General features: G+C 37.3%; 28 protein-coding genes, 1 pseudogene and 1 riboswitch. Of the genes and pseudogenes, 1 reads left to right on the top strand and 28 read right to left on the bottom strand.

Features of this window, described 5'->3' with window-relative positions; translation table 11 throughout:
* Positions 1-58: 58 nt before the first annotated feature.
* The 28 genes from M2139_RS01080 to M2139_RS00945 all read right to left on the bottom strand — a co-directional run bounded on the left by M2139_RS01080 (position 59) and on the right by M2139_RS00945 (position 24954).
* Positions 59-637, bottom strand: a complete 579-nt coding sequence (locus tag M2139_RS01080) for a histidine phosphatase family protein (protein WP_280737059.1) — start codon at positions 635-637, stop codon at positions 59-61.
* The gene (cobS, locus tag M2139_RS01075; RefSeq protein WP_280737060.1) at positions 634-1395 is read right to left on the bottom strand and encodes an adenosylcobinamide-GDP ribazoletransferase; all 762 of its coding nucleotides are present in this window, start codon (positions 1393-1395) and stop codon (positions 634-636) included. The genes M2139_RS01080 and cobS overlap by 4 nt, the downstream gene beginning before the upstream one ends.
* Positions 1392-1982: a bifunctional adenosylcobinamide kinase/adenosylcobinamide-phosphate guanylyltransferase gene (gene cobU, locus M2139_RS01070; RefSeq protein WP_280737061.1), complete on the bottom strand. Its 591-nt coding sequence runs from the start codon at positions 1980-1982 to the stop codon at positions 1392-1394. Before cobU ends, cobS begins: the two co-directional genes overlap by 4 nt.
* Positions 1983-1987: 5 nt before the next feature.
* Entirely contained in the window at positions 1988-2725 is a 738-nt protein-coding gene (locus M2139_RS01065) for a hypothetical protein (RefSeq protein ID WP_280737062.1), read from the bottom strand.
* Positions 2722-4017 carry a glutamate-1-semialdehyde 2,1-aminomutase gene (gene hemL / locus M2139_RS01060; RefSeq protein WP_280737063.1) on the bottom strand — a complete coding sequence of 432 codons (1296 nt, stop codon included), beginning with the start codon at positions 4015-4017 and terminating at the stop codon, positions 2722-2724. The genes M2139_RS01065 and hemL overlap by 4 nt, the downstream gene beginning before the upstream one ends.
* Before the next feature lie 29 nt (positions 4018-4046).
* On the bottom strand, positions 4047-5015 hold the full coding sequence (gene hemB / locus M2139_RS01055) for a porphobilinogen synthase (RefSeq protein ID WP_280737064.1): 969 nt from the start codon (positions 5013-5015) through the stop codon (positions 4047-4049).
* Between the two features lie 46 nt (positions 5016-5061).
* Positions 5062-5823, bottom strand: a complete 762-nt coding sequence (locus tag M2139_RS01050; RefSeq protein ID WP_280737065.1) for a uroporphyrinogen-III synthase — start codon at positions 5821-5823, stop codon at positions 5062-5064.
* Positions 5798-6727 carry a hydroxymethylbilane synthase gene (hemC, locus tag M2139_RS01045; RefSeq protein WP_280737066.1) on the bottom strand — a complete coding sequence of 310 codons (930 nt, stop codon included), beginning with the start codon at positions 6725-6727 and terminating at the stop codon, positions 5798-5800. Before hemC ends, M2139_RS01050 begins: the two co-directional genes overlap by 26 nt.
* Positions 6717-8015 carry a glutamyl-tRNA reductase gene (gene hemA / locus M2139_RS01040; protein ID WP_280737067.1) on the bottom strand — a complete coding sequence of 433 codons (1299 nt, stop codon included), beginning with the start codon at positions 8013-8015 and terminating at the stop codon, positions 6717-6719. The genes hemC and hemA overlap by 11 nt, the downstream gene beginning before the upstream one ends.
* A gap of 3 nt (positions 8016-8018) precedes the next feature.
* On the bottom strand, positions 8019-8459 hold the full coding sequence (locus M2139_RS01035; protein ID WP_280737068.1) for a bifunctional precorrin-2 dehydrogenase/sirohydrochlorin ferrochelatase: 441 nt from the start codon (positions 8457-8459) through the stop codon (positions 8019-8021).
* Positions 8460-8515: 56 nt separating this feature from the next.
* Complete coding sequence (locus tag M2139_RS01030) at positions 8516-9097, bottom strand: cob(I)yrinic acid a,c-diamide adenosyltransferase (RefSeq protein ID WP_280737069.1); 582 nt, start codon at positions 9095-9097, stop codon at positions 8516-8518.
* A complete protein-coding gene (locus tag M2139_RS01025; protein WP_280737070.1) occupies positions 9087-10586 on the bottom strand; it encodes a cobyric acid synthase in 1500 nt (499 codons plus the stop codon). The genes M2139_RS01030 and M2139_RS01025 overlap by 11 nt, the downstream gene beginning before the upstream one ends.
* Before the next feature lie 87 nt (positions 10587-10673).
* On the bottom strand, positions 10674-11381 hold the full coding sequence (locus tag M2139_RS01020) for a cobalt-factor II C(20)-methyltransferase (protein WP_280737071.1): 708 nt from the start codon (positions 11379-11381) through the stop codon (positions 10674-10676).
* Positions 11374-12162: a sirohydrochlorin cobaltochelatase gene (locus M2139_RS01015; protein WP_280737072.1), complete on the bottom strand. Its 789-nt coding sequence runs from the start codon at positions 12160-12162 to the stop codon at positions 11374-11376. Before M2139_RS01015 ends, M2139_RS01020 begins: the two co-directional genes overlap by 8 nt.
* Before the next feature lie 31 nt (positions 12163-12193).
* Complete coding sequence (gene cobA / locus M2139_RS01010) at positions 12194-13633, bottom strand: uroporphyrinogen-III C-methyltransferase (RefSeq protein WP_280737073.1); 1440 nt, start codon at positions 13631-13633, stop codon at positions 12194-12196.
* Positions 13630-14385 (bottom strand): precorrin-6A reductase, encoded by a 756-nt coding sequence (cobK, locus tag M2139_RS01005; protein WP_280737074.1) that lies wholly within the window; start codon positions 14383-14385, stop codon positions 13630-13632. Before cobK ends, cobA begins: the two co-directional genes overlap by 4 nt.
* Positions 14382-15107 (bottom strand): precorrin-3B C(17)-methyltransferase, encoded by a 726-nt coding sequence (cobJ, locus tag M2139_RS01000; protein ID WP_280737075.1) that lies wholly within the window; start codon positions 15105-15107, stop codon positions 14382-14384. Before cobJ ends, cobK begins: the two co-directional genes overlap by 4 nt.
* Positions 15108-16190: a cobalt-precorrin 5A hydrolase gene (locus M2139_RS00995; protein ID WP_280737076.1), complete on the bottom strand. Its 1083-nt coding sequence runs from the start codon at positions 16188-16190 to the stop codon at positions 15108-15110.
* A gap of 30 nt (positions 16191-16220) precedes the next feature.
* Positions 16221-16988, bottom strand: a complete 768-nt coding sequence (locus M2139_RS00990) for a cobalt-precorrin-4 methyltransferase (RefSeq protein WP_280737077.1) — start codon at positions 16986-16988, stop codon at positions 16221-16223.
* 138 nt (positions 16989-17126) lie between these two features.
* Positions 17127-17726: a decarboxylating cobalt-precorrin-6B (C(15))-methyltransferase gene (locus M2139_RS00985; RefSeq protein WP_280737078.1), complete on the bottom strand. Its 600-nt coding sequence runs from the start codon at positions 17724-17726 to the stop codon at positions 17127-17129.
* A complete protein-coding gene (locus M2139_RS00980) occupies positions 17716-18324 on the bottom strand; it encodes a cobalt-precorrin-7 (C(5))-methyltransferase (protein ID WP_280737079.1) in 609 nt (202 codons plus the stop codon). Before M2139_RS00980 ends, M2139_RS00985 begins: the two co-directional genes overlap by 11 nt.
* Positions 18321-19454, bottom strand: coding sequence for a cobalt-precorrin-5B (C(1))-methyltransferase CbiD (gene cbiD, locus M2139_RS00975; RefSeq protein WP_280737080.1), 1134 nt, complete (start codon positions 19452-19454; stop codon positions 18321-18323). The genes M2139_RS00980 and cbiD overlap by 4 nt, the downstream gene beginning before the upstream one ends.
* 9 nt (positions 19455-19463) lie before the next feature.
* Positions 19464-20114 carry a cobalt-precorrin-8 methylmutase gene (locus M2139_RS00970; RefSeq protein WP_280737081.1) on the bottom strand — a complete coding sequence of 217 codons (651 nt, stop codon included), beginning with the start codon at positions 20112-20114 and terminating at the stop codon, positions 19464-19466.
* 10 nt (positions 20115-20124) lie between these two features.
* On the bottom strand, positions 20125-21090 hold the full coding sequence (cbiB, locus tag M2139_RS00965; protein WP_280737091.1) for an adenosylcobinamide-phosphate synthase CbiB: 966 nt from the start codon (positions 21088-21090) through the stop codon (positions 20125-20127).
* 9 nt (positions 21091-21099) lie between these two features.
* The gene (locus M2139_RS00960) at positions 21100-22461 is read right to left on the bottom strand and encodes a cobyrinate a,c-diamide synthase (protein WP_280737082.1); all 1362 of its coding nucleotides are present in this window, start codon (positions 22459-22461) and stop codon (positions 21100-21102) included.
* Positions 22462-22493: 32 nt separating this feature from the next.
* On the bottom strand, positions 22494-23366 hold the full coding sequence (locus M2139_RS00955) for a hypothetical protein (protein ID WP_280737083.1): 873 nt from the start codon (positions 23364-23366) through the stop codon (positions 22494-22496).
* Positions 23354-24433, bottom strand: a complete 1080-nt coding sequence (cobD, locus tag M2139_RS00950) for a threonine-phosphate decarboxylase CobD (RefSeq protein WP_280737084.1) — start codon at positions 24431-24433, stop codon at positions 23354-23356. The genes M2139_RS00955 and cobD overlap by 13 nt, the downstream gene beginning before the upstream one ends.
* Before the next feature lie 23 nt (positions 24434-24456).
* A complete protein-coding gene (locus tag M2139_RS00945; RefSeq protein ID WP_280737085.1) occupies positions 24457-24954 on the bottom strand; it encodes an ECF transporter S component in 498 nt (165 codons plus the stop codon).
* 140 nt (positions 24955-25094) lie between these two features.
* Positions 25095-25286: riboswitch (cobalamin riboswitch) on the bottom strand.
* A gap of 288 nt (positions 25287-25574) precedes the next feature.
* Between M2139_RS00945 and M2139_RS00940 the strand changes: the two are divergent.
* Positions 25575-25777 (top strand): annotated as a pseudogene (locus M2139_RS00940) (ISL3 family transposase); the annotation flags it as partial.

The raw sequence follows: 25777 nt of genomic DNA, 5'->3' as shown, positions 1-25777 counted from the left end.
AATATTCTAATCCCTTTTTAAAAGGCTCTTCGTCACCATTCTCAGTTGACGAAGAACCTTATTTTTTATTTTCCCACTTCACCATTTCAACTACGCCATCCCGCCATTCCAAGCAACCGTAATCCCCTTGTTCCAGCTGAATATCCCAGAAATTCAACTTTGGAAAGCAGTGCTTAATAATGACTCGAATCACACCCATGTGGATGACTAAAACACAAGTTTTTTCTGCCTTTAAGACTTGCTGCCAACCAACTAACACCCGTTTTTGAAACGCTTGAAAACTTTCAGCTTGGCTGGAGGTGTAAGTAAATGGTTCCGCTAACCAATTTTTCCATTCCACAGGGTAAAGCGCCTCTATCTCATCAGCATTTTTACCTTCCCACAAGCCAAAATCTTTTTCATTAAAAGCTGCTAGTGGGAAATGTTGATTTTGTGGAAAGATTAAATCAGCTGTTTGTTTTGTCCGCAATAATTCACTTGTGTAAATTGGGGTTTCAACAGTTAGTTGCTGTAACTTTTCTTTTAATAATAAGCTTTGTTCAATACCTCGTTGATTCAAAGCAACATCACTAACGCCATAAAACAAATGTTGGCGATTATATTCAGTTTCACCATGACGAATCAAATAAATTTTCATAATAAGCCTCGTGTCACTAATAATGTTAATAAAAAAATGACTTGTCCTAGCGGTGAAGCGGCACCTAAAGTATCACCATTAAAACCCGCCACTTTTTTCAAAACAAACTGACGATAAATCAATGTAAAAAGAACTGTACTTAAATAACAAAGTAAGCCAACTTTTTGAAAAAGAACATACAAAACAATCCCTGAAAATAATTGCGCAATCACTACATTACTTGTTTTCACATTCATAAAGGAAGTTCCTAAGCCAGTTGTGCTAGCTCCTGCATATTGCATCTTATAAAATAATAAACTTATGCAATTTTTCCCGACTAAATTAAAAGCAAAAACAACTAAAATTTGTTGTGAAGTCGTTAATATCGTCGCTAACTCCATAAAAGTTACGATTAAGAAACCATAATAAAACACTAATGCCAAGACACCATTGCTGCCCACCCGACTGTCCTTCATAATTTCTAGCATCCGCTCTTTTTTTCTGGAAGAAAAAAGTCCGTCAGCCATATCTGTCAGTGCATCTAAGTGAAACCCTCCAGTTAATAGAACATCAAAGAATAACAAGCAGAGCCACGCAATCGTTGGCGTAAACAGTTTTAAAACAAGTGCAAAGAAAATCGCCTCAATCACACCGATTAACAAACCAAACAAGCTGAAATATTTAACTCCTGAACGCATCTTATCAATTGGCTCAGAAATCGGGATTGGAATCGGAATACGGGTAAAAAACTGAAAATAGATAATTAAAGAAGCAATCATTTAATCTTCACCGCTATTCCGGCTACTACAAGTTGAACCGCAGTAGCCTCCTTTCCTAAATATTGATTGACGCGACCATAAATATCTCTAAACCAGCGAGTGAAAGCATCTTCAGGTACAATCCCTAAGCCGACTTCATTAGTGACAATTACAACATCAGATGCGCTGGTTTTAATGGCTGTAATAATTTTAGTCCACTCGACTAAAATTTCTTGTTCAATTGCTGCTTTTTCAGCTTGTGAGAATTTAGCAATTTCTTGATCAATCACCTGATAATCCGTGCCATAACGTTCACTCATTAAGTGAAAAAAATAATTGGTAGTTAACATCGTACCGCAATCTAATAAATAATTGCTGTGCCTTTGCTCCTCAGAAATAAATTCTGCTAAGTTTAAAAAGCCTTCGTGGGTTTGCCACTGGCTAGAGCGGCGCGCTTGATGCAGTTTAATTCGCTGTTGCATTTCGGCATCTTGAGGTAAGGCGTTAGTTGCTATATAACAAACTTTTTCTGCTGATTGTAATAGCTCTTCTGCAAATACTGATTTGCCACTTCTGGCACCACCAATTACTAAGGTTATTTCACCCATATTTTTCACCTATTTTCTTTATAAAATCTACCAATTTTTTTCAATTGTGGATATTTTTTTGAAAAAATTAATTCTTGATTTGCTTGAATTGCAATTAACACTACAGTTGCGGGTCCCGCCGAAACTTTTAAATTTTCTTCAGTAAAAAATTCAACCTGACAATCCCCGGTTTTTGCCATCTGATTTGCTTCATAAGCAATCCCTTTTGAACCAACTGGTAGCATATCTAAAACCGCTGTTTCTTGGCGGATTTTTTGCACAATATCATAACTAAAAATCTGGTTAATATTCGCTACTACCTGATCGCCAACATAAGGGGTTCCTAGTTGAAAAAGTACCGCCCCCTCATTTACTTGTGGATAACTGAAATCAGCAGCTACTTCACCAATTACCGTTACACCAATACTGGTTGTTTGGGTGGTCATATTTTCTTCGGTGCTCCCATTAAGAGGCAAATCGGCTAAATTCGCTTTTATTAATTCCTCTTGAATCCCTTTTAGCATTTTTGTACCAGTAGGATTTAATTCATTACCAATTAAATCCACTACACAAAGGGGGGCGCCCCCAAAGCAAAAAATTTCCATTAATGGTACACGCAAACAATATGCCGCCATAATTTCTGGAGCAATTTTTACTTGGTCGGCAGTTTTTTCACCGATTGCCGCACTGGAATCACAAGCAATCACTAAATTTTTTTCTGTTGAAAGAGGTAAAATGGTTAAATCGCGAAAAGTTCCATTCATTCCTTTGCCTCCACTTGTTTGAAAGCTACTTCAAAAGCTTGAATAGTCTGTTGAATATCTTCTTCTGTATGACAAGTGGATAAGAAGTTTGATTCATATTGAGAAGGTGCGATATAAATACCTTGACCGATTAAAGCCCGGTGAACTTTAGCAAAAAGTTCTTGATCGCTATTTTTTGAATCATTAAAATCATGGACGGTATTTTCATTAAAGAAAAAGCCCCACATGCTTCCTTGAACATTAACTTGTATTGGAATATGATATTTTTCAGCAGCAGCTTTAATTCCTACGGTTAATTGCTTGCCTAATTTTTCCATTTTTTGATAGTCAGTAAGATTTAATTGCTCTAAAGCTGCAATGCCCGCGGCCATCGCTAAAGGATTGCCGGATAAAGTTCCTGCTTGATAAATTGCGCCATCTGGAGCAATTTGTCCCATATATTCTGCTTTACCACCGAAAACGGCTGCTGGTAAACCACCGCCCACGACTTTACCTAAAGTTGTTAAATCTGGTGTGATCTCATATAAACCTTGAGCTGAGCGGAAATCACAACGGAAGCCAGTCATTACTTCATCAAAAATTAATAGCGCACCATATTGCGTCGTTAAATCTCGTAAACCTTGCAAAAATTCTTTAGTTGCGGGAATCATCCCCATATTGCCGGCAATCGGCTCTACAATTACTGCTGCAATTTCTTCAGGATTGCGACTAAATAAATCAGTAACAGCGGCTAAATCATTGAAATCAACACTTAAAGTTAGCTGGCTTAAAGCCTCAGGTACCCCTGGAGAATTTTCTAACTCAAAAGTGGCAACACCAGAACCAGCGTTAACTAAAAAAGAATCCCCGTGACCATGATAACACCCTTTAAATTTAATAATTTTTTCTCGCTTCGTCACACCACGAGCCAAACGAATTGCACTCATGGTCGCTTCAGTTCCTGAAGAAACCATGCGCATTTTTTCCATACTTGGAATAAACTGCTGAACTAAGCGAGCTAATTTTGATTCTAAAGGAGTTGGTGCTCCAAAACTCGTGCCTTTAGCGGCTGTATCTTGAATCGCTGCAACAATTTTATCATTGGCATGGCCTAAAATCATTGGGCCCCACGATAAAACATAATCAATATAGAGATTGCCATCAACATCATATAAATAAGCGCCTTTGCCATGATCAATAAACAAAGGATTACCGCCAACTGAACGAAATGCTCGCACAGGACTATTTACACCACCAGGAAAATAATTTTGAGCCTCGTTAAAATCAGCACTAGATTGCGTAGTATTTTTCATTTTTTGACTTCCTTTATGATTTGAATTTTTTATCTTTGGTTTCTTTGGGCATATTCTTTTGCAAAATAAGTAATGATTAAATCAGCACCCGCTCTTTTCATGCTAGTTAACATTTCTTCAACGATAGCAACTTCGTCAATCCAACCATTAGCAGCGGCGGCTTTCACCATTGAATATTCTCCGCTAACGTTATAACAAACTACAGGTAAATCACAAGCAGCTCGCACATCAGCCACAATATCAAGAAAAGATAATGCTGGTTTGACCATCACCAAATCAGCCCCTTCAGTAATATCACTGGCTAACTCGCGCATTGCTTCTCGTTGATTAGCAGGATCCATTTGATAAGTTTTACGATTACCAAACTGTGGTGCACTTTGGGCAGCTTCTCTAAATGGGCCATAAAAACTTGAAGCATACTTAATAGCATAGGACATAATCGGAATATCTTTGAAGCCAGCTGCATCAAGACCTTCCCGGATTGCAATTACAAAACCGTCCATCGCATTTGAAGGAGCAATAATATCAGCACCACTTTTCGCTTGGCTAATAGCTGTTTTCACTAATAATTCTAAAGAAGCATCATTATCAACTTCTTGATTATGAATCACACCACAATGACCGTGGCTAGTATATTCACATAAACAAGTATCCGCAATCACCACTAGCTCCGGAAATTGTGCCTTAGCAATGCGAATTGCTTGCTGCACAATGCCGTTGTCGTCATAGGCACCACTTCCTACTTCATCTTTTTTCTCAGGTAAGCCAAAGAGCATGATGCTCTTGATTCCTAAAGCAGAAATTTCTAACAATTCCTGTTGATAATCTTTTAAATTAAATTGATAAATTCCCGGCATGGCTGAAATTTCTTGCGTTTCCCCAACTTCTTTAACAAAAATCGGATAAATTAAATCTTTTACACCCACTTGATTTTCTCTTAACATTTCTCTTAAAAATGTTGATTTTCTTAAGTTGCGATGGCGTTTAAATTTTTCCATTGGCGAGCTTACCTCTTTCTCTACTTTAAAATTTACTTAATTACTATTATTTTACTCGTTTTTCTGCAGAAGCGATAGTTTTTAATAATTTATGATAAAGATGAGTCATATCATAAACATCTGGCATTAACGAAACTTTTTGACCGGCTTTTTCAACCCCGCGTTTAGTCACTGGACCAATTGCACTAATTGTTAAATTTTGCCAAAAACTATCATTTACTTGCGGGATTTTCCTAGCTATTTGATAAAAATGTTGCCAGCTTGAAGGACTGCTGAAAATAGCGTAATCAGGTTGATTAGTGTACAAATAATCTTGCAAAGCTGTTTGAGCTTCAACCGGAAAAATAGTTTGATAAATAACCGCTGCTGTCACTTGATGCCCTAGTTTTGTTAATTCATCAACAATTACTGTGCGAGCTTGACAAGAATGGGGAAAATAAATCCGTTGAGATTGATTGATTTGTGTTTGCCATTCAGCGACGAAACTTTCACTATAACTAGCTTGAGGGATGAAATCAACTGGCCAACCTTTCTCTTTTAAAGCTGCCGCTGTCTGATGACCAATTGCGGCAATTTTAACAGTGGGAGCAATTTGTGAAAAATCAAAATATTTTACCGTATTCCCACTCGTAAAAAAAAGCCAGTCATCATTTACTGGCTCCTTTTTATAAGCCACAGCTTCAGTAGCAATTAAAGGTATCTGAATGACTTTGATACCTAAATCAGCAAATTGCTGTTGCACAGGTAAAGGCATAGCTTCAGCTCGGGTATAAAGCAACTCTTTAATTTTGGCTCCGACATGCTGCAATTAACTCACCTGCTCCTTGTGCTAATAATTCAGCCGCTAATTTTTCACCAGCACTGATTGAATCGGTTGCTGTTAGGGTTTCTTTTAAAAGAACACTGCCGTCACTATTAGCAATCATCCCTTGAATCGTAACTTCATCTCCTGCCACTGTTGCATAGCAACCAATCGGAAATGTACAACTGCCATCCATTTTCGCTAAAAAAGCTCGTTCAGCTTGAACTGCTGCTAAAGTAGCCGAGTCTTCAATCGTTTTTAACATCGCTAACAGTTCAGCGTCATTTTTGCGACACTCCATCCCTAAAGCCCCTTGACTAACTGCTGGAATACAAATTTCAAGAGGAAGTTCTTCAATAAATAAATCTTTTTCAATGCTTAAACGAGCAATTCCCGCCACCGCTAAAACAATAGCATCGAAATCTTCATCATGCATTTTTTTGATGCGGGTATCAATATTGCCGCGGATATCTTTAATTTGTAAATCTGGGCGAATTTTTAATAATTGTGCTTTACGGCGTAAACTGCTGGTTCCCACAATTGCTCCTTGTGGTAAAGTCGCTAAAGTTTGCCCTGCTTGCGGAAAAACTAAACAATCAGCTGGGTTTTGACGTTTTAAAACACAAGCTAAGGTTAAATTTTCTGGTAAAATTGTCGGCACATCTTTTAAACTATGAACAGCTAAATCAATTTTTTCTTGCGTTAGCTGCTCCTCGATTTCTTTAACAAAAGCGCCTTGACCACCTATTGCTTGCAAACTATGGTTGGCTAAACGATCCCCTTTAGTGGTAATTTCAATAATTTCTAAAGTAACTTCTGGAAAAGCTTGTTGCAATACTGCTAAAGCTTGTTTCGTTTGGGTAACGGCCAGACGACTGCCTCTTGTACCGACGCGAATTTTAGTTTTCATCTTCCGTCTTCCCTTCTTCAATCTTCTCTAAGCCAAAAATTCTTTTAACAACTGCAATATCATGCTGCGCATCTTCTTGAATGGCCATTTCTTTAATCTCTTTAATAGGTGTTCTTAATGTCTGATTGACAATACTTTTCATATGTTTGCGAATCACTTTAATTTCCCGCTCTTTCAAATCAGGTAATTTCCGTAACAAACTGGCCATTGCCGCTTCTTCTGCCGCCAAAGTTTGCAAACGCAATTCTTTGACTAGCGGAATAATTCCTAACTGATTTTCCCATTGAAAAAAGTCCGTTACTGCTTTACTGATTTCGGCTTCAATTAAAGTTACACTTTGTAAGCGGGCCTGTTGATTGACTTGAATCAGCTGATTCATTTGATCAATATCACATAAAGTAACCCCCTCAATCAAAGTACAATGAGCATCAACATTACGTGGTACTCCTAAATCAATTAAAAGTAGCTGGCCGTTTTTTTCAGCAAGCGGCTGTGCTAATTGTTTTTTGATAATGTAGGGTTGATTAACGCCTAAAGCACTAATCACCACGTCTGCTTGAGCGACCTCTTGATAAAAATCTGCTAAAGCGTGAGTATAACAAGGCACGCTGATTTCTTTAGCAAAGTTTTCAATTTTGCTTAAAGTCCGATTGAATAAATGAACTTCCCCCACTTGAAAATTTTGCAAGTTTTTAACTAGCAACTCACTCATTTCGCCGGCACCTAAAATGAATATTCGCTTATCATGCAGACTTCCTAATTTATCTTTGGCAATTTGCAAAGCCGACTGACTTAAAGAACTAGAATGATCATTAATTCGATATTGTGTATGCATTTCCTTAGCAAAATGAATTAAATCTGGAAATAAATGATTAAAAATCGTCCCTGTCGTACCCGCGCTCTGAGCCGTTAAAAAGCTCCCCCGCATTTGTCCTAAAATCTGCGTTTCACCTACAACCATTGAATCCAAGCCACAAATCAAACGGAAGTAATGATTAACCGCAGCTTGATTTTCATAAAACTCTAAATATGGCTCCAGCTGTTCCATCGATAACTGAAAAGTTTTCGCTAAAAAATGTTTAATGTAATATTTACCCGTATGAATTTGATCAACAACCGCAAAAATTTCGGTGCGATTACAAGTACTTAAAATAATATTTTCTAAAATACTTTTTTCCAAATTCAATTGTTGATTAATCGTCAATAGCTGATTTTCGGCAATTGCTGTTTTCTCTCTTAGCTTAACTGGTGTATGTTTATAAGTTAGCCCAACTGCTAATAAATACATCCTTTAAATCTCCAATTCCTTTAAGTATTCTTCCAACATTTGCCGAATTTTTTTGGCTCGCATTGGTGACGCCCCACCAGTTGAAACACTTATTGATAAATCATTCACTTGTGTCGTTGCCATATTATAAAATTCAGAGATATGCTTATCGCTAGTAACGTTCACCCATTGACTGTCGGTCGCATCCGCTAAAACTTGCTGATTTACTTCATCATGATTGGTGCAAGCAAAAATCAACGCCGCTTCTGCTAAATCTCCAGTTTGGTATTTTCTCTGAATCCAAGTAACTTTTTTTTCTGCAGAAATACTGACTGACAAAGAAGGACTAATGACCGTAATTTTAGCACCTTCTGCTAATAAAAGTTTAATTTTTCGTGTGGCAACTTTGCCACCACCCACAACTACTACTGTTTTATTACGAACATTCATCATAATTGGATACATCAGAATCATTACTCCTTACTTTTCTTAAGGTATTCACTTCCTGTTGAAAATGAATGCTACTTTTCTTTCTTAGAAAAAACTTTTGAACTGTTTTCATAGACAATTTCAGTTTCATTTGCTTGACAGTTGACCCAACGAGCTAAAGCAAAGAAATAATCTGATAAACGATTTAAAAAAATCAAAGTTTCTGGATTATAGGTGCCTCCATTTTCAATTAAAGTCACCGCTTTACGTTCTACCTCTCTTGTAAAGCAACGACATAAATGTAAGGCACTGGCTATTTGGGTGCCACCTGGTAAAATAAATTTATCTAAAGATGGTAGTTGCTGCCAATATTCATCAACTTTCTTTTCTAACCAAGGAGTTGCTTGAGTTTCTAAACGATACGGTCGTTTTTCATCAGGTGTGGCAAAATCACTAGAGCATTGAAAAATCCATTGTTGAACTTGTAGCAGTTCTGTCCGCAGTGAATCTTCTTTTGCTAATAGTGAAACAGCAAAGCCTACCTGTGAGTTCAAAGTATCAATTGAGCCATAGGTTTCTACCCGAGGATGGTTTTTCCGTTCACGGGTGCCTCCAACCATCCGAGTATAGCCTGTATCCCCATAACCAGTGTAGATTTTCATCTTAATTTTCACCCCAGTCTTCCATAATTGCAACAATTTTTTCCATATCTAAATGCTCTCTTAGCAAATCGGCAAGTTTATCATACTGTAAATTTTTATAAGCTTGATAAGATAAAGGTAACTCTGCTAAAGGCGCTAAGCCTTTTTCTTGACGAATTTCGTTTAACAACTGACGTTTCCAACTATTGTTATCAAAAATGCCGTGTAAATAAGTGCCAATGATGCGACCATCTGAACTAATTGCTCCATCTGCTTTATTCACCTTTTCCCCATTGGCTTCAGTGATTTTAGCAAAATACTTTTCTTCGTGATTTAAGGTGCGGCCCATATGAATTTCATAACCGCTAATCGTTAAATCAGTTACGGTCCCAATTACTTGAGTGGTGGTTTTTTCTGCTTCAAAATATGTTTCTACATTTAACAGACCTAAACCCGCTAAGCTACCATGACTTGATTCAATCTGCTCTTCATCATGGAGCATTTTACCTAACAGCTGATAACCGCCGCAAATGCCAATGATGCGAGTGCCAGCTTGTTGTAGTTTCATTAATTCTGTCGCTAAGCCTGATTCTTGCAAATATAAACAATCATCAATCGTATTTTTACTACCAGGTAAAATCACTAAATCTGGTTGCCCTAAAACATCTCCAGGAAAAACATAACGTAAGGAAACATCTTCTTCCAACTCTAAACTCTTAAAATCAGTAAAATTAGAAATTTTTGTCAAGCCAATCACCGCGATATCTAGCGCTTTACGACTATCATAGAAACGATTGACATTTTTTAATGCAACACTGTCTTCATCTTCAATATTTAATTGAGCGTAAGGAATCACGCCGACCACCGGAACATCGGTCAAATCTTCAATCATCTTTAAACCTGGCTCTAATAAAGCAATATCTCCCCGAAATTTATTAATGATAATTCCTTGCACCCGCCGACGTTCTTCTGGTTTCAACAACATAATTGTGCCATAAATCGCTGCAAAAACGCCACCTTTATCGATATCAGCCACTAATAAAACTGGTGCATCGGCAATTTTTGCCATCCCCATATTGGCAATATCGCGATCATTTAAATTAATTTCAGCCGGGCTTCCGGCGCCTTCAATAACAATTGCATCATTTTCCTTTAATAACTCTTGATATAAATCCGAAATTTCTGAACTAAGCTGTGGCTTAAACTGATGATAAGCTACGGCATCCATATCTTGCAGCACCTTACCATTAAAAATCACTTGTGATTTACGGTCTGAAGTTGGTTTAAGAAGCACAGGATTCATACGTACGTCAGGCTCAACCCCAGCAGCTTCGGCTTGAAAAACTTGCGCTCGCCCCATTTCAGCACCAGTTGCAGTGATATAAGAATTTAAAGCCATATTTTGTGATTTAAAAGGAATTACTTTTAACCCATCTTGATGAAAAATTCGACATAAACCTGCCACCACAATGCTTTTCCCTGAATCAGATGCGGTTCCTTGAACCATAATACTTTTTCCCACAGTTATTCACCTCATTACGCTTTTTTATGAAAACTTGACCAATTATTCCAGATCAAGCCTCCGATGTTAACTTTTAAATTAAATCAATTAGTTAATTTTACGATTTTTATAAACAATCATAGTTGTAAAATAAGATAATTTTTCATCAGCAGCTAAACTTTCGATGCCCAGCATAATATTTTCCGTTGCCATTGAGGCGTTGCTAACTAGCACTGTTTGTTTCAACAAATCTTGTTGTTGCAATAAGTTGATAATTTTAGGCAAGTTTACCGCCACTTTCATTAAAACAATTGTTGAAAATTGTTCCAACGCCATTTTAATAACAGCTTCATCAGCAGTGGCAGGTAAAACTGCATAACTTTCTTCATCAATCACTAGCGGTAACTGTAAAGCGTTGGCCATTTGCGTAAAAGAAGAAATTCCTGCAATCGTTTCTGTGGCAATTTTTCCTACAACCCGCTCTAACAAATAACTATAAGTGCTGTAAATCATCGGATCCCCTAAAGTGATAAAACCAACTTCCTTGCCACTTTTAACGTCAGTAATAATTTCTTCTGCGATTTTATCCCAAGCGGCTTGTTTTTCTGCTAAATGGTTAACCATCGGAAAATGCCGTTGCTTAATCTCTAAATCATCTGGCAAATAGGGCGTAACAATTTTTAGCGCTAAACTTTTACCAGCTTTTTTAGCTTCTGGCGTGTATAAACAATCCAATTTACTTAAAACATTTTTACCACGAACTGTAATTAAATCCGAATCTCCCGGACCCGTTCCGATACCATAAAATTTAGCCATCTACTTCACCTTTTTCTGATAACATTTCTTGCGCATGGTCGATAAATAAATCTTGAATGGCGGTTGCTTCTCCCATCCCTTTTAAGTGAGCTGAAACTTCAAAGTCAACAGCTTCTAGCTGACTTTTCCAAGAATCTGGTTCTGTTGAAGCCATATCATTGGTGGCATGGTCACCTGCTACCAACATTAATGGATATAAATGGATTTTTTGATAATTAGCTGCTTGCAACCGCTGAATGACAGAGGTTATTTCAGGATAACTTTCCACTGCACAAACATAAATTGGTTTGTTTAATAACATATGATCTAAGCAAGCATAAGTCGTAAAGGCTGAATGCTGACTGCCATGCCCCATTAAAACTAAAGCTTCCTCAGCTGGTAAATCTTGCGCCAAATCCGCCAACCAGTTAATAACCACTTGATAATCTTCAAAGCTAGTTAATAAGGGCTTACCTACTTTAATTTTCTTAAATTGACCATGAAAAGCATAAGCCTGATGCATAGCCTTTGAATATTCAATCCCAGGAATAATGTGCAAAGGTTGAACATAAACTTCTTGATAGCCTTTTGCAGCTAGTTGTGGCAACAATTCTGCTACAGTAGGAATGATGTTGCCTTCTTCTTTTTTGATTTTTTTAATAACCATTGTTGAAGTAAACGCCCGAAAAACATCATATTCAGGAAAAGTTTCTGCTAATCTATTTTCAATGACTTCAATATTTTTTGCGCGAGTTTCTGGATAACTCGTCCCAAAACTAACAGCAATTAATGCTTTTTTCATTGTAAGCATTCCTTTCTTATTCATTTCATCTTCATAATTTTGCTTTTTCAGCAATCAAAGTTGCTATTACACTGGCAAAAGTTGCTTGTGGCGTTTGGATAACAGAAATTTCCACAGTAGCAAAAATTGCAGCTGTTACTGCTCCCATAACGATAATCTTTTTCTCAGCTAAAAGCGCTAATTCTTCACTAGTTAAGCTAGTGATAAAAACATTAGCGGTTTTAGAGCTAGGGAAACAAAGAAAATCAGCTGTTTGCCATAAATCAGGGATTGGCGTTGGTAAATATTCCCGATGCGTCCGCCAGAGTGTTGCTAAGGCAGATTCATCAGCGTATTTATCTAATACTCCAGCTTCTCCTAGTAGTAGGCTTTGTTTCATTTTCGCTTGATGCTCTGCTATAAACGTCGGCATGCTCTGATAAATTTTCTTAGGTATAATCCCTTGCTTTAATAGCGCATTAGCAGTTTTTTTACCGACAGCAATGACTTGAACATTACTTAATTGTTGCCAAGAAAGCTGCTGGTCAATTAACCACTTGGCAAAAACTTCAATGCTATAAACATCAGTAAAAATAATATTTTCTCGCAAGTCAGCAGCTGTTAACTGATTAGCTAATTGTTCCACATGAGGTTTAGGTAACTCAATGACTTCTGCACCTAAATCAGTTAATTGACTAGCCATTTTTTTCTCTTGGGTATAAGGCACAGCCACACTGCTATTAAATAGCGGTCGCTCCTCAAAGAAATTCAGATGCTCTCTTTGAGTTACTACACCACCAATCACAATTAAACTTGGCGGTTGTAATTGAGCTGCTTGTGCTTTGGTGTAAATATCAGCTAAGGTCCCCACTACTGTTTTTTGATTTTTACGGCTGGCCCATTGAATAATCGCTGCTGGTGTTGCAGGATCTTTACCAAAAGTGATTAAATTCTCAGTAATTTTTGCTAATTCGGACATACCCATCAAGAAAACTAATGTCCCCTCAGCTTTTGCAGCACTTGGCCAATCAATCTGATTATCTTCAGATTTTAAATGTCCAGTAAAAACGTGGAAACTAGAAACAAAATCACGATGGGTAATGGGAATGCCCGCATAAGCTAAGCCCCCAATTGCCGAAGTAACTCCCGGAATTACTTCAAAAGGAATACCTTCTGCTTTAAGATGGGCACCTTCCTCGCCACCCCGACCAAAAACATAAGGATCACCGCTTTTTAAGCGCACAATATTTTTACCGGCTCGTGCTTTGGTAATCAAAATTTCTTCAATCTGATCTTGGGGAACAGGATGAAAAGTTGGATTTTTCCCCACATAAATTTTTTCCGCTCGGCTAGCTGCATAATTCAAAATCGCAGGATTAATCAAACGATCATAGACGACTACATCGGCAGCTTGAATTTTTCGTAAAGCCTTCAAGGTTAACAGCTCTGGGTCCCCTAAGCCGGCACCAATTAGTGATATTTTGCCAATCATTTATTTACTCCAATCTTTACTACTTGCTGAATGATTTCTGTAACTGAATCAAACATCGCTGGATAAGCTAGTTTTTCCCGAGCAATGACGATACAAGGAATTGCTAAGGTTTCACAAGCTGCTACTTTTTCAAAAAAGCCACCCGCCGCACCACTTTCTTTAGTAATCATCATGGCTGCTTGATTTTGCTTCATTAAAGCAATGTTTAACTCTTGAGAAAAAGGTCCTTTAATACCCTCAACTTGATCTGCTTGTAAACCTAATTTTTCTAAAGACTGCAAGACTTCGCTAGTTGGTAAAACACGGGCAACGATGCGTTCTTTAGCTAAATATTTTAAAAATAGAGCAATATTTTTACTGCCGGTTGTTAAATAAATTTTACCTGTTAACTCTTTTGCTACTTGACAGGCTTCTTCAATGGAATATACAATTTTTGCACTTGCAGGAATTTCCGAAGATCGTTCAAAACGAAAATAAGTGATTTGCATCCTTTGACAAACAGTCATCGCAGTTTTTGAAACTTCTGTCGCAAAAGGATGCGTCGCATCAATCACCAAATCCACCTGCTTTTCAGCTAAAATCCTTTGTAAATCGGCTTGATTTAGTGCACCTTTTAAAACATTTTCCGTAATCTGCAACGCCAATTCAGCCCCATAATCTGAAACAACTGATAAATAAAAATCATAGTCCTTGTTTTTTAAAGCTTGGGCTATTTGTAAGCTATCAGAAGTTCCTCCTAAAATGAAGATCATAGTTGATAGCCTCTTGGGGTAACCATGAGACCATTTGAAACAAAAGTTTCTTTATTGCCAATTAAAACAACCGTGGTCATATCTACATCATTTTCATCTAACTCATCAATCGTTGTGATAATCGTCGCTTCGTCTTTGCGGCCAACATCTTTAGCTAAGCCAACAATTGTTGCGCCACCCTTATATTCTTTAATGATAGCTAAAGCTTTAGCTAAATGTTTTGGCCGCCCTTTACTGCGAGGATTGTATAGACAAATCACAAAATCACCAGCTGCAGCTGCTTGTAATCTTTTTTCAATCATTTCCCACGGCGTCATTAAATCACTTAAACTAATATGACAGAAATCGTTCATTAATGGTGCTCCTAATAATGCAGCACCACCAATACTAGCTGTAATTCCTGGGATGACTTTCACTTCAATTGGCTCAGCCATTTTACTGACTAACTCTAAAATCAAACCCGCCATTCCATAAACGCCAGCATCTCCGCTAGAAACTACCGCAACTTCTTTCCCCGTCAAAGCAATATCAATCGCTTTTTGGCAACGATCTATTTCTTGCTTCATACCGGTAGTAACGACTTCTTTATCTGTAATGAATTCTTTAATCAAACGAATATAAGTTGTATAACCAACAATTACTTCCGCTTTTTGTAAAGCTTCAACTGCTTCATAAGTCATTTCACTGCGGCCACCAGGACCTAAACCAATCACATATAACATTTATTTAATCCCCTCACTGCTTATTTTTAAATCAGCTAATGCCAAGGTCACTCCTTGATTGGCATAGCGCTGCGAAATTACTCCTCCTTGACTGGCTAAATCAGCAGCCGCTAAAGCAACGCTCCCCACGCCAGTTGTCTGTTTAACAAATTCAGACTGAGGATACTTATCAGCTACTGTTGCTAAAGCATCTGCTGAATAAGTTTCAAAAGGAATAGTCAACCAATCTGCCAACTGGCAAATCCCTGATTCCTGTTTTTTTAAATCAATACTAACAATTTTCTTTATTGCTTGTGGCTCAATTTTCTGCAATTGACAGAAGTTTAAAAATTCAGCTTTAACAGTAGTAAATTCAATATTTTTCTTAGCACCAATCCCTAAAACAAATTGTTTAGGAATCACATGAACTACTTTTGTTAACAACGGAATATTCTGCAATAAATCAGTCTCCACATAGGGTGAAACAATAATTATTGCTGTAAACTCTTGCTCTTGTAGATTTAATAATTGTTTTTCTGTTAACAAAGTTAGTCCTCGCAAATCTTCAACAAGTTCTTGCCTTTGAAAAAGACCAACCTTTTGCTGGGCCGCTAATAAGCCGTTAATTAACTTGGTGCTCTCGTGAAAATCAGCATAGAATCCATCAATAGCTTGCGCCATTAAATCAAGAGCGGTTACCCCTTGAACATCTGTAGCAGTGGTAATAACCGGTGTACCTTCAAGTTTTTCTGCAATTTCAACAGCTAATTGATTGCCACCACCAATATGTCCAGATAAAAGACTGATGACATACTGCCCTTTCTCATCTAAGACAATAATTGCTGGATCTTGCCGTTTATCTTCAATCACTGGTGCAATGCTGCGCACCACAATCCCTGTTGCCATAATACAAATCAACGCATCATAGGTAGAAAAGAAGCTGGCAATGGTTGCTTTAAAAGTAGTTTCAGGAAATTCTTTTGCTATTTCATCAGCGAATTTCGCTGGTACAAAAATCGCTAGCTGAGTCTGCCAACTATCACTGATTTTTTTTGCTAAATTTTTCCCGTTTTCTGTTAAAGCTAAAATGGCAATCTTTTTCACTCAGCTACCTACCTTTCTTAAATCAAATATTTACTCTTCTATTTTGGCATCGCGATATTCATGAGGAAAAGTAGCATCATAAAGCTTGGAATAATGGAATTCATCCCCTAAAAAATCGCCTACCATAATTAACGCTGTTTTCGTAATATCAGTCGCTTTAATTTCATCAACAATATTTGCTAAAGTACTGATGATTTTCTTTTCTTCTGGCCAAGTAGCCTTATAAACCACCGCAATCGGCGTCGTTGGCTGATAACCACCTGCCAATAATTCTCTAACTACTTCTTTAATCGATTGAACTGATAGAAAAATTACCATGGAAGTTTGGTGCTGAGCAAAAGAGCGAATGCTCTCCTTAGCAGGTACTGGTGTCCGTCCTGCCATCCTAGTAATAACCACGCTTTGGGAAACTTCTGGCACCGTGTATTCAACCCCTAAGCTAGAGGCTGCTCCTAAAAATGAGCTGACACCAGGTGTGCAAGTAAATTCAATTTGACGTTTTCTTAATTCTTCCACTTGTTCACGAATGGAACCATAGATTGAAAAATCTCCCGTCTGTAAGCGAACCACTTCTTTGCCAGCTTTGACTCCTTTTTCCATCTCGTCAATAATTTCCCATAAATCCATAGAAGCGCTATTGAAAATTTGACAATCTGTGCCACAATAATTCAATAATTCTGGGTTAACTAGTGAACCCGCGTAAATAACTACCCCCGCCTCTTGTAATAATTGATAGCCTTGTAAAGTAATTAATTTAGGATCTCCCGGTCCTGCTCCTACAAAATGGACTTTTGCCATAGCGTTCTGCCTCTTTCTAGCTGTTAAGCTTTAACTTTCTATTAATCTAGCTACGTGAGTTTGCACTGCTCAATAAAGTGAAGAAGAAATTCACGGCAGAAATTACCGCTATCATTTATTCTTGCATTTTACTCAGCTTTAGAACAACTCACTTCGCTTTTCTTCTGCACTACATTCAATAATAATAACTGGGTTTTGTTGTTTATAGTAATGCCCCTGACCTAACGTTGTATAACGGCCTACTTGTAATTGACAGGCATCAAAAGTGATGTTATTTTCCTTTAACCAAGCGATTGCTTGTAGGGCATTTTCTAATAAAATAAAGTTTAAAACAAGCCGACCTGTATCGGTTAGATGTTGAAAACTCCACTCAAGGATCTCTGACATATTACCGCCGGTTCCCCCAATAAAAATCGCATCATAAGCTGCAGGAATGTCTCCGCTTTCACAAGCGCTAGTTAAATCAGCAGGTGCTTTCCCTTGTATTCCAATAATGTCGTTTAAATGAAATTTTTCTTGATTGGCTTTTAACAAAGTTAAAGCTTCAGGATTATTATCAATCGCGACTACTTGCAAAGTGGGAACCGTTAAAGCAGCTTCAACTGCCATGCTCCCTGTCCCTGTGCCAATATCTAAAAAGTTTTTGGCCTGATGTAAGTTTAACTTACTTAAACTAATGGTTCGAACTTCTTCTTTAGTCATGGGCACTTTTCCACGAATAAATAATTCATCTTTCATCAACAATCACCACCACATTCATTTGATATTCTTCATTAGGGACTTCTTCAGCTGAAAACCAGCGTAATCGTTCATTTTCATAACTTAAATTTTCGCCGATTAAAAACCACTTTTTAACGCCTCGTTTAATAGCTGCTTGTGCTAATTCATAAGGCCCCAACTCTTTGTCAGTCACTAAACCGACTTTAGGTAAAGAAAGCAGCAAATCAAAATCAGGAATCTTGCCGTGACTACTGGTGATAAAACAATCTTCCATGGGAATCCGTGCTTTATTAAATAAATATTGAATCGAGCTTAACCCAGGAATCACTTGCATTTCATCAATCGAAAAATACTGGCCCAACCATTTGGCAATGCCGTAAGTTAAGGGATCACCAGAAGCTAACAAGACAATCTTTTGTTGCTTATGTTCTTGCAAAAATATTGCTAAATCATTGAGCTTTTTTGGTAGTTCATACTTAGCTGCTTGTTTCTCCAACGGGACAATTGTTAATTGTCGAGCACTACCGATAATAATTTCCGCAGCCATAATGGCTTGTTTACTTTTTTCAAAAAGAAATTCCGGACTACCTGGTCCAATCCCAACAACCGTAATCATTGAAACGCCTCCTTCAGCGTAGCAACAGTTTTAGTTGCCGCTAAATAACCTTTAGTTGAAGAAAAGAGCACGACATCAATTTGTGGTAGAAAATCGCGATATTTCAGCATCTGATGACTACGTTGTTGAATTTTATCTGCTAAAATTTGATAAACTCCTTGATAATTAGCTTCTTCAATCAAATCAGTTGCGGCTTCAGTAGTGGTGCATTTTTCAATGGCTTGCAATAAGGAAAGGGGTGCCCCCATTAAGGCCAAATTAGCAATTAAAATTTCCATGCGGGCATCGGCATCTTTACTATGGGTGGAAAAAATTCCGCCAGCTACTTTCACCAATTTACCAAGATGCCCGACTAATAAAATTTCTTCAAAAGCCAAGCGTTGCACTTCTTTTAACACATAACCAACAAAATTACTCATAGAAACGATATAATCAGGAGAAAGCTTTAATTCGTTCACAGCAAAATCTTCTCCATAATTTCCTGGGCATAAAATAATTTTGCGATATCCTTGTTTTCTTTTCATCTCTAATTCAATCGAAATAGCTTGTTTCCAACCTTCTTCTGACATTGGTGTTACAATACCAGAAGTTCCTAAAATTGAAATACCGCCGATAATTCCTAAACGACTATTCATGGTTTGCTTCGCAATTTTCTCCCCATCAGGAGCAAAAACGGTAACCAAAGCTCCCTGCTCTTCGCCAATGACTTGACGGACAGCTTGAGCTATCATTTTTCTGGGAACAGGATTAATAGCAGCTTCACCAACTGCCGTCGGTAAACCAACTTGAGTTACCCGACCGATTCCTTGGCCACCATCAATAATTATTTGCTGATCTTTGCTACGTCGTTTTACTTCAACGCCAATCAGCATGCCATCGGTAGCATCAACATCATCACCACCGTCTTTTTTTACAAAAGCTACCACACAGTCGTCTCTAGCAATGATGCTCTCAATAGGAATCATTAAAGAGGTTTCATTGGGCAATTGAATTTTAACTTCACTTAATTCTTCACCAGTGAATAATTTGATCGCCGCCGCTGTTGCCGCTGCTGTACTGCAAGAACCGGTAGTATAGCCTTTTCGCAACTTCTTGCCATTATAAAAGACAAAATCTTCTGTTTGTTGCATCGACTAAGCCTACCCTTCATTTAGTGGCAGTTGATATAAAATCGCATTAATAATCGCCGCTGCCACATTACTGCCGCCTTTACGTCCCCGAGCTACAATAGCTGGTATTTGACTTTCAAACAAGGCTTCTTTTGATTCTGCTGCTCCGACAAAACCTACCGGTGCTCCCACCACTGCCTCTACTGCTAAAGTATTAGCTGCCACCATTTCCAAAATTTTAAAAATAGCTGTTGGCGCATTACCAATCACAAAAATTTTAGGACCGGCTATTTTAGCTGCTACTTCAATCCCCGCCATTGAGCGAGTAATCCCTTTGCTTTTTGCCAATTCAGCAACTTCAGGATCTGCTATGTAACAACAATATTGAATCCCTAATTTTTCTAAAAGTCGTTTATTGATACCACTTAAAGCCATCGTTGTATCTGTAAATAAAGTTCCTTTGCCACCTAAGAAAAAAGTTTCCAGCTGAGAAATCACTTCATGAGTAAAAACTAAATTTTGTAAATAATCAAAATCTGCACTAGTATGAATCGCTCTTTTGATGATTTTTTCTTCCTTATCGTCTTTAAATTGATAATTAGGAAAATCTGCTTCAATAATACTTTGAATGATTTTAAAACTTTCCACTTCAATCATTTTTGGATCTTGAATATAGTTCATCTAAATTTCCTCATTTCAAAATTATTTGTTGAAGCAAAAGCCAAATGCCACTAAAACTGATTAAACCTAAAAAGGCGGTCATGTAAAGTAAACGATTCATTTTAAGAATATCGGTTATCGCTACTTCTTTTAAAGGTGAGCCGATGTGGGGTTTATAAATTTCTACCCCATGATAAATGTGCGTGCCTCCTAGTTGAATCTCTAATGCACCAGCTGCTACTGATTCGGGGAAACCACTGTTAGGACTTTTATGCTTTCGACAATCACGACAACCAACTTTAAAAGCATTTCTTAGATTCATTCCTAAAAGTCCACTTGCTAGCAACAGCAAAAACCAAGTCACTCTAGCTGGTATCAAATTCCACAAATCATCCATTTTTGCTGAAAAACAACCAATTGCGCGATATTTTGGTGTGACATAACCAACCATCGAATCCAAAGTATTAACTGCCTTATAAGTCAGCGCTAAAACAGGTCCGCCAATCATTAAACATAGTAAAGGTGCAATCACACCATCACTGGCATTTTCAGCGATTGTTTCAATAGTAGCATTGGTAATTTCCGCCTTTGTCAATTCACTGGTATCTCGGCCGACAATCATCGCTACTTGTGCTCTGGCTTCAGTAAGCGTACCATGAGCCAATTTATCATAAACTTTTTTGCCTTCAAGAGCTAAACTCTTGGTTGCCAAAGTTGTATAGCTTAAATAAATATACGTTATAATACCTAGTAGGGGATGGATTTTACTGGTTATTTTTAGCAATCCGTAAGTGGTGACTATTGTCAAAATAACAGTCGAAAACCACAAAATAATACCCAAATAGAATTTCTTTTTTTCGCTAAGCTTGTCTGTTAGCCACTGTTTTTGAAAAAAGCTAATATAATTACCAATTACCTTTACTGGGTGGGGCCAACTATAAGGGTCACCTAATAACCAATCAAGTAAAAACGCCACTGCTATCCATAGTAATTTCATCGTATCCATTTATTTTTCTCGACTTTCTTTCACTTGATTCAATAAATCAATTAAAAATGTCGGTCGTTGATAAAAATGCAAATGTAGATAGCTAGCAAAAGTATTTTTCTTTTGATAGCCACCCTGCCACTGATTAACTACCTGACCATCACGAAACTTTTCCATTAACAAAACGGGGGGGTCATCGGTTTCAAAAATTGAATGATGAAACTCATGCCCATAAATTTTTTCTCCAGTCCGCCCGATTAACGTATTTTGCTGCGGTATACCGTAACAATAGCCAAAACGCTTCAAACCAGTCGTCATTTGACTCTCACCTTGAAAAATACCTACCATGGAAAAAGTTTCTTCATTAACTTTTAAGCTTTCTCCTAAATACATTAAGCCACCACATTCCGCTAAAATATAAGCTCCTGCTTTATGTTGGGCTTTAATCGCTGTCAGCATTTTTTGATTGGCGGCTAATTCTTTAGCAAACTCTTCTGGGTAGCCACCACCAAAGTAATATAAATCAGCTGGTGGCAAGCTTTCGTCATTAATTGGGCTAAAAGGCTGTAATTCTACGCCATAATCCTGCAATAATTGCAGATTATCTGGATAATAAAAATGAAATGCCTCATCTAAAGCATAAGCGACTTTAAGGCCGGCGTAATTAGGGAAATTCCCTACTTTTTTAGGAACTTCTTCTTCAGCTAATAAAGCTAACAATTTTTCAAGATTGACTGTTTTCTTTAATAAGTCAGCTACTTGTTGCACTTTGGCTAAAACATCAGCGATTTCTCGATCTGGCACTAAGCCTAATTGGCGGGAGGGCAGTTGAATCCCTAAATTACGAGGTAAATAGCCTAAAACTTCGGCTTTAGTATATTTTTCAATTGCCTTTTTGATTAACTGATAATGATTTTCTGAAGCTACTTTATTAATAATTACGCCAGCAATCGTCAGCTCTTCGTCAAAATCTAAAAAGCCTTTGACTACTGCCGCTACTGAAGTGGAAGCCGACTGACCATCCACCACCAAAATCACTGGGCAATTCAATTGTTTCGCAATTCCTGAGCTGGAGCAGTAATCTTTATCCACCCCAAAACCATCAAACAGCCCCATCACGCCTTCAATCACACAAATATCAGCAGTTGCTGCTTGTCGTTGAAAAAGCTCAGCTAAGCGTGCCTCATCGCGAATTAGAAACATATCTAAATTTCGAGAGGAACGCCCAGTAATCCTACTATGATATTCGGTATCAACGTAATCGGGACCAACTTTATAAGGTTGTACAACGAAACCTTGATTCATCAACAATTGCATTAAACCTAAAGTAATTGTGGTTTTTCCTGCGCCACTAGAAGCAGCAGCAATCAACATTTTTTTCATAAATCAGGTCGCCTTCCTTCCATTAATAAAGTCTATGCCAATTGCACTCCTTGATAACAACTGCGGTGCACTTTAATTTTAGTATAAAAATCTCGAATCGGTGAATTTTCAATTTCTCGTAAAACCGGTTGAATCTGTTCTTTTTCGGCAATCATTAAGCCAACAACCGAACCACTGTGAGCTACATTAATTCCCATAAGTTGAAAATGCTCTTTAATCATTAACAGTTCTTCAAAAAAGGGTTTCGCTAAAATCCCTTGATTTAGCGTCGCACTTTCAGAAGCTGCAGTCCCTAATTTTTGAATGCTCTTTTCCTCAACCGCTGCTAAGTATTTTTCATAAACAGCTCGAAACTGATAACGCTGCTGATAAAATAACTGACTGGTTGCTTGTGAATGAAAAGTATCGGTAGCAATCCGCTCTTCTGGCTCTAAAACTAAAACATAGAAATTAGGTCGCCAACCACTCGATTCACGAACCTTACCAAACTCCTGTTCAAATAAGGTCAATGATGAAAATAACGTGCTATCTGTCCGTTCAATCTCCAAACAAATTTCAATAATATCTTCAATAGCTAATTCTCTTTGATAATATTCCGCTACCGCTAAACAAGTTGCTGCAATATCAGCAGTGCTGCTAGCCATCCCTTTAGCAATTGGCAGCTCAGAATAAATATGCAAGCTTAAGTTTTCAGCTTCTGCTGCAGGTAAATTTAATTTATGCAAAGACTTTTGCAAAGCTAACCAAGCTTTTTTATCAGCTGTCTTTAATTTCTGGCTACCTTCAGCAATCGTCGCCCAAGAAAAGCTGTTAATTCCATAGCTAACCAATTTTTGTGAATCACCTACCCAACCTTGAATTAATTCACCACAAGATCCCGGGCATTTAGCTGTCACTCTTCGCATAAAACTTCCTCCAATGCTTGCAGCAAAGCCATATTTTCAACTCTGCTACGAACTGCAATGCGATAAAATCCTGCTGATAAGCCCCGAAAACTATCGCATTTCCGTACTAAAACCCCTTTTTCTAACAGTCTTTCTTGTAAACAAGTTACACCTTGATAAGCTAAAAACAAATAATTCACTTCACTAGGAAAAACTTTTAAAATTGGTTTGAATTTTTGTAAGTTTTCCACTAAAAATTCCCGTTCCTCTTTAACATAATTTTGCGTTTCTTTAATAAAGTCAGGATTTTTCAGTACTTCTCTACCAGCAATTTCAGCAAAAGTATTGATATGCCAAGGAACTGTTATCATTTCCATTTGCTTTAAAATATTTTGATTGCTAGTTAATAAATATCCTAAACGTAAACCTGGTATTGCAAACATTTTAGTTAAAGAACGAATAATAAATAACTCTTGATAATTTGCCAATTCAGAAATCATTGAATTTTCTTCCAGCGGTGTAAAATCAATAAAAGCTTCATCAATAATTAACGAAATTTTTTTCTGACGGCAAAAATCCAACAAAATCAATAAGTCTTTTTTTGCAATTACTTGCCCTGTTGGATTATTAGGATTACATAAGCAAATCCCCGTCACTTTCTCTTTTTTAGCATAAGCGATTAAATCAGCAACATCTACTTGAAAATTATGTGGTGCTAATAAATAATAAGAAAACACTGTATCATAATTACGAAAAGCTCCTTCGTACTCCATAAAAGTCGGGGCTAAAAGTAATAATTGGGATAATTTTAAAACTTGTGCTAAGTTGAAAATTACTTCCGCAGCTCCATTACCTAGATAAATATCTTGCTGTGGCAGCTGATGAAATTTAGCAATCGCCTCTTTTAACTTCCGATAACGAATATCAGGATAATGAGCTAATTTTTGAATAGAAGTGACTAGTTTTTGTTGCAAACTACTAGGCATACCTAAAGGATTGATATTGGCACTGAAATCAAGCAACGTTTCTTGCTTAACTTGATATTTTTCAGCAATTTCTTGCAAGTTTCCTCCGTGCTTAATTTTCATATCCTCACACCCGCTTCATCATATTATTTTACTTCAGCAAAATTTGCATATCTTTCAGGAATTCCTAAAATCACAACTTCCGCCAAAACTAAATTGGCAACTGTTGCCATTGTTAACGGCATAAATAACGCTAATATTGCTGCCCCCATTATAGGATACAACACTAACAAGTTAAAGGGAACATTTATAAAATAAGCCAATAAATTAGCTCCAACTGAAGCAGCTAGTTTATTCTTTCGCAATTTTAACCACACCCAACCGTACAAGAGCATACACAAGCCCATAATTACTCCAATCAATAAGTGCAGTGGTAAGGTCTGTGGAAAACCCGAGAGCATCGCAGAAATCATATGTCCAAAAAAGCCTAAAAATGCCCCTGCTAATGGCCCTAAAACAAAAGCTCCAACAAAGGCCGGAAATGAGTCAAAAGCAATAGAACCTAAAATTTTAATATTAGCACCGACAACGCAAAGAGCCAGTAGCATAGCTAGTAAAGCAATTTTCTTAGTTGACTGATTCATTATTTTTCCCTCCTAATTTATGATAAAAAAAACGACACAAAACATAATGAAAAATCATGTTTTGCATCGTTGGCAATACGTCAAATAAACACTCTTTAACCGGCGTCATCCAATAAAGCAAAAATAATTTTCCCAATCCAATCATTTGCAATAGTTACCTAAGGTATCCTGACTTAGCATCAACCTACTTTCTCGCCTTCCCTCAAATTCATTTGAAGTGGCTGGTGAGATTTCATCCGCTATACAGTAGAAAGGGGCTGTTGAGGATTCGCACCTCATTCCCTCAGCTCAACTATTTTTTTACTATTTAATTGATAATTCTATTATAACGAAAGCCCTTTTATTTCCCTATAGTTTTTTTTAGATACGACTACAAAGTGTTAATTTTTAGATAATAAAGACAAAAATTTGATACTTTAAATTTTCTACTCGCTGCTTTATTGATTTCGCAAAATAAATAACACCTGTTGCCTTTATAGCAAATAAAAAAGGCTCTATAATATCTGGTGTTGGTGACAAAAAAAGTCACTAGCACCTATTTTTTTGTTTCAAAAATAGACAAGACATCTCGAAATCCTTTAGAATTAATTTGCGGAAAAAAACCAAAGGAGGAATTCAAGATGTCTCATTCTGATATTATCAAAGAACAGCTAGATATTCTAGATATAAATTTAACTTTTTCTGAGGATTATTTTGAAAGAAGAAAATTCAAAGAAGAGATTTGTTCTGTTTATAAAGGAATCCTCTCTTATCAACCACAACGTTGTTTATGTTGTGGTACAGAAAATGGATCTTCTATTATTAAATGGGGGTTTAAGAAGGT

The sequence above is a fragment of the Enterococcus sp. PF1-24 genome, assembly GCF_029893325.1.
Classification (GTDB): Bacteria; Bacillota; Bacilli; order Lactobacillales; family Enterococcaceae; genus HY326.
Note: the sequence above shows the minus strand (reverse complement) of the source record. Positions and strands in the feature narration are given on the sequence as shown.

Bases quoted from the DNA above. Each gene is read 5' to 3' on its own strand.
- hemL (WP_280737063.1), bottom strand. From the start codon at position 4,017: ATGAAAAATACTACGCAATCTAGTGCTGATTTTAACGAGGCTCAAAAT.
- cbiD (WP_280737080.1), bottom strand. From the start codon at position 19,454: ATGCAACAAACAGAAGATTTTGTCTTTTATAATGGCAAGAAGTTGCGA.
- cobD (WP_280737084.1), bottom strand. From the start codon at position 24,433: ATGAAAATTAAGCACGGAGGAAACTTGCAAGAAATTGCTGAAAAATAT.
- cobA (WP_280737073.1), bottom strand. From the start codon at position 13,633: ATGATTGGCAAAATATCACTAATTGGTGCCGGCTTAGGGGACCCAGAG.
- cobS (WP_280737060.1), bottom strand. From the start codon at position 1,395: ATGATTGCTTCTTTAATTATCTATTTTCAGTTTTTTACCCGTATTCCG.
- cobJ (WP_280737075.1), bottom strand. From the start codon at position 15,107: ATGTTATATGTGATTGGTTTAGGTCCTGGTGGCCGCAGTGAAATGACT.
- hemB (WP_280737064.1), bottom strand. From the start codon at position 5,015: ATGGAAAAATTTAAACGCCATCGCAACTTAAGAAAATCAACATTTTTA.
- M2139_RS00970 (WP_280737081.1), bottom strand. From the start codon at position 20,114: ATGAACTATATTCAAGATCCAAAAATGATTGAAGTGGAAAGTTTTAAA.
- M2139_RS00955 (WP_280737083.1), bottom strand. From the start codon at position 23,366: ATGCGAAGAGTGACAGCTAAATGCCCGGGATCTTGTGGTGAATTAATT.
- M2139_RS00960 (WP_280737082.1), bottom strand. From the start codon at position 22,461: ATGAAAAAAATGTTGATTGCTGCTGCTTCTAGTGGCGCAGGAAAAACC.
- M2139_RS01035 (WP_280737068.1), bottom strand. From the start codon at position 8,459: ATGTATCCAATTATGATGAATGTTCGTAATAAAACAGTAGTAGTTGTG.
- M2139_RS00945 (WP_280737085.1), bottom strand. From the start codon at position 24,954: ATGAATCAGTCAACTAAGAAAATTGCTTTACTAGCTATGCTACTGGCT.
- M2139_RS01015 (WP_280737072.1), bottom strand. From the start codon at position 12,162: ATGAAAAAAGCATTAATTGCTGTTAGTTTTGGGACGAGTTATCCAGAA.
- hemC (WP_280737066.1), bottom strand. From the start codon at position 6,727: ATGAAAACTAAAATTCGCGTCGGTACAAGAGGCAGTCGTCTGGCCGTT.
- M2139_RS01080 (WP_280737059.1), bottom strand. From the start codon at position 637: ATGAAAATTTATTTGATTCGTCATGGTGAAACTGAATATAATCGCCAA.
- hemA (WP_280737067.1), bottom strand. From the start codon at position 8,015: ATGTATTTATTAGCAGTTGGGCTAACTTATAAACATACACCAGTTAAG.
- M2139_RS00980 (WP_280737079.1), bottom strand. From the start codon at position 18,324: ATGATTACGGTTGTTGGGATTGGACCAGGTAGTCCGGAATTTCTTTTT.
- cbiB (WP_280737091.1), bottom strand. From the start codon at position 21,090: ATGAAATTACTATGGATAGCAGTGGCGTTTTTACTTGATTGGTTATTA.
- cobK (WP_280737074.1), bottom strand. From the start codon at position 14,385: ATGATCTTCATTTTAGGAGGAACTTCTGATAGCTTACAAATAGCCCAA.
- cobU (WP_280737061.1), bottom strand. From the start codon at position 1,982: ATGGGTGAAATAACCTTAGTAATTGGTGGTGCCAGAAGTGGCAAATCA.
- M2139_RS01065 (WP_280737062.1), bottom strand. From the start codon at position 2,725: ATGAATGGAACTTTTCGCGATTTAACCATTTTACCTCTTTCAACAGAA.
- M2139_RS00990 (WP_280737077.1), bottom strand. From the start codon at position 16,988: ATGGCAAAAGTCCATTTTGTAGGAGCAGGACCGGGAGATCCTAAATTA.
- M2139_RS01020 (WP_280737071.1), bottom strand. From the start codon at position 11,381: ATGGCTAAATTTTATGGTATCGGAACGGGTCCGGGAGATTCGGATTTA.
- M2139_RS00985 (WP_280737078.1), bottom strand. From the start codon at position 17,726: ATGAAAGATGAATTATTTATTCGTGGAAAAGTGCCCATGACTAAAGAA.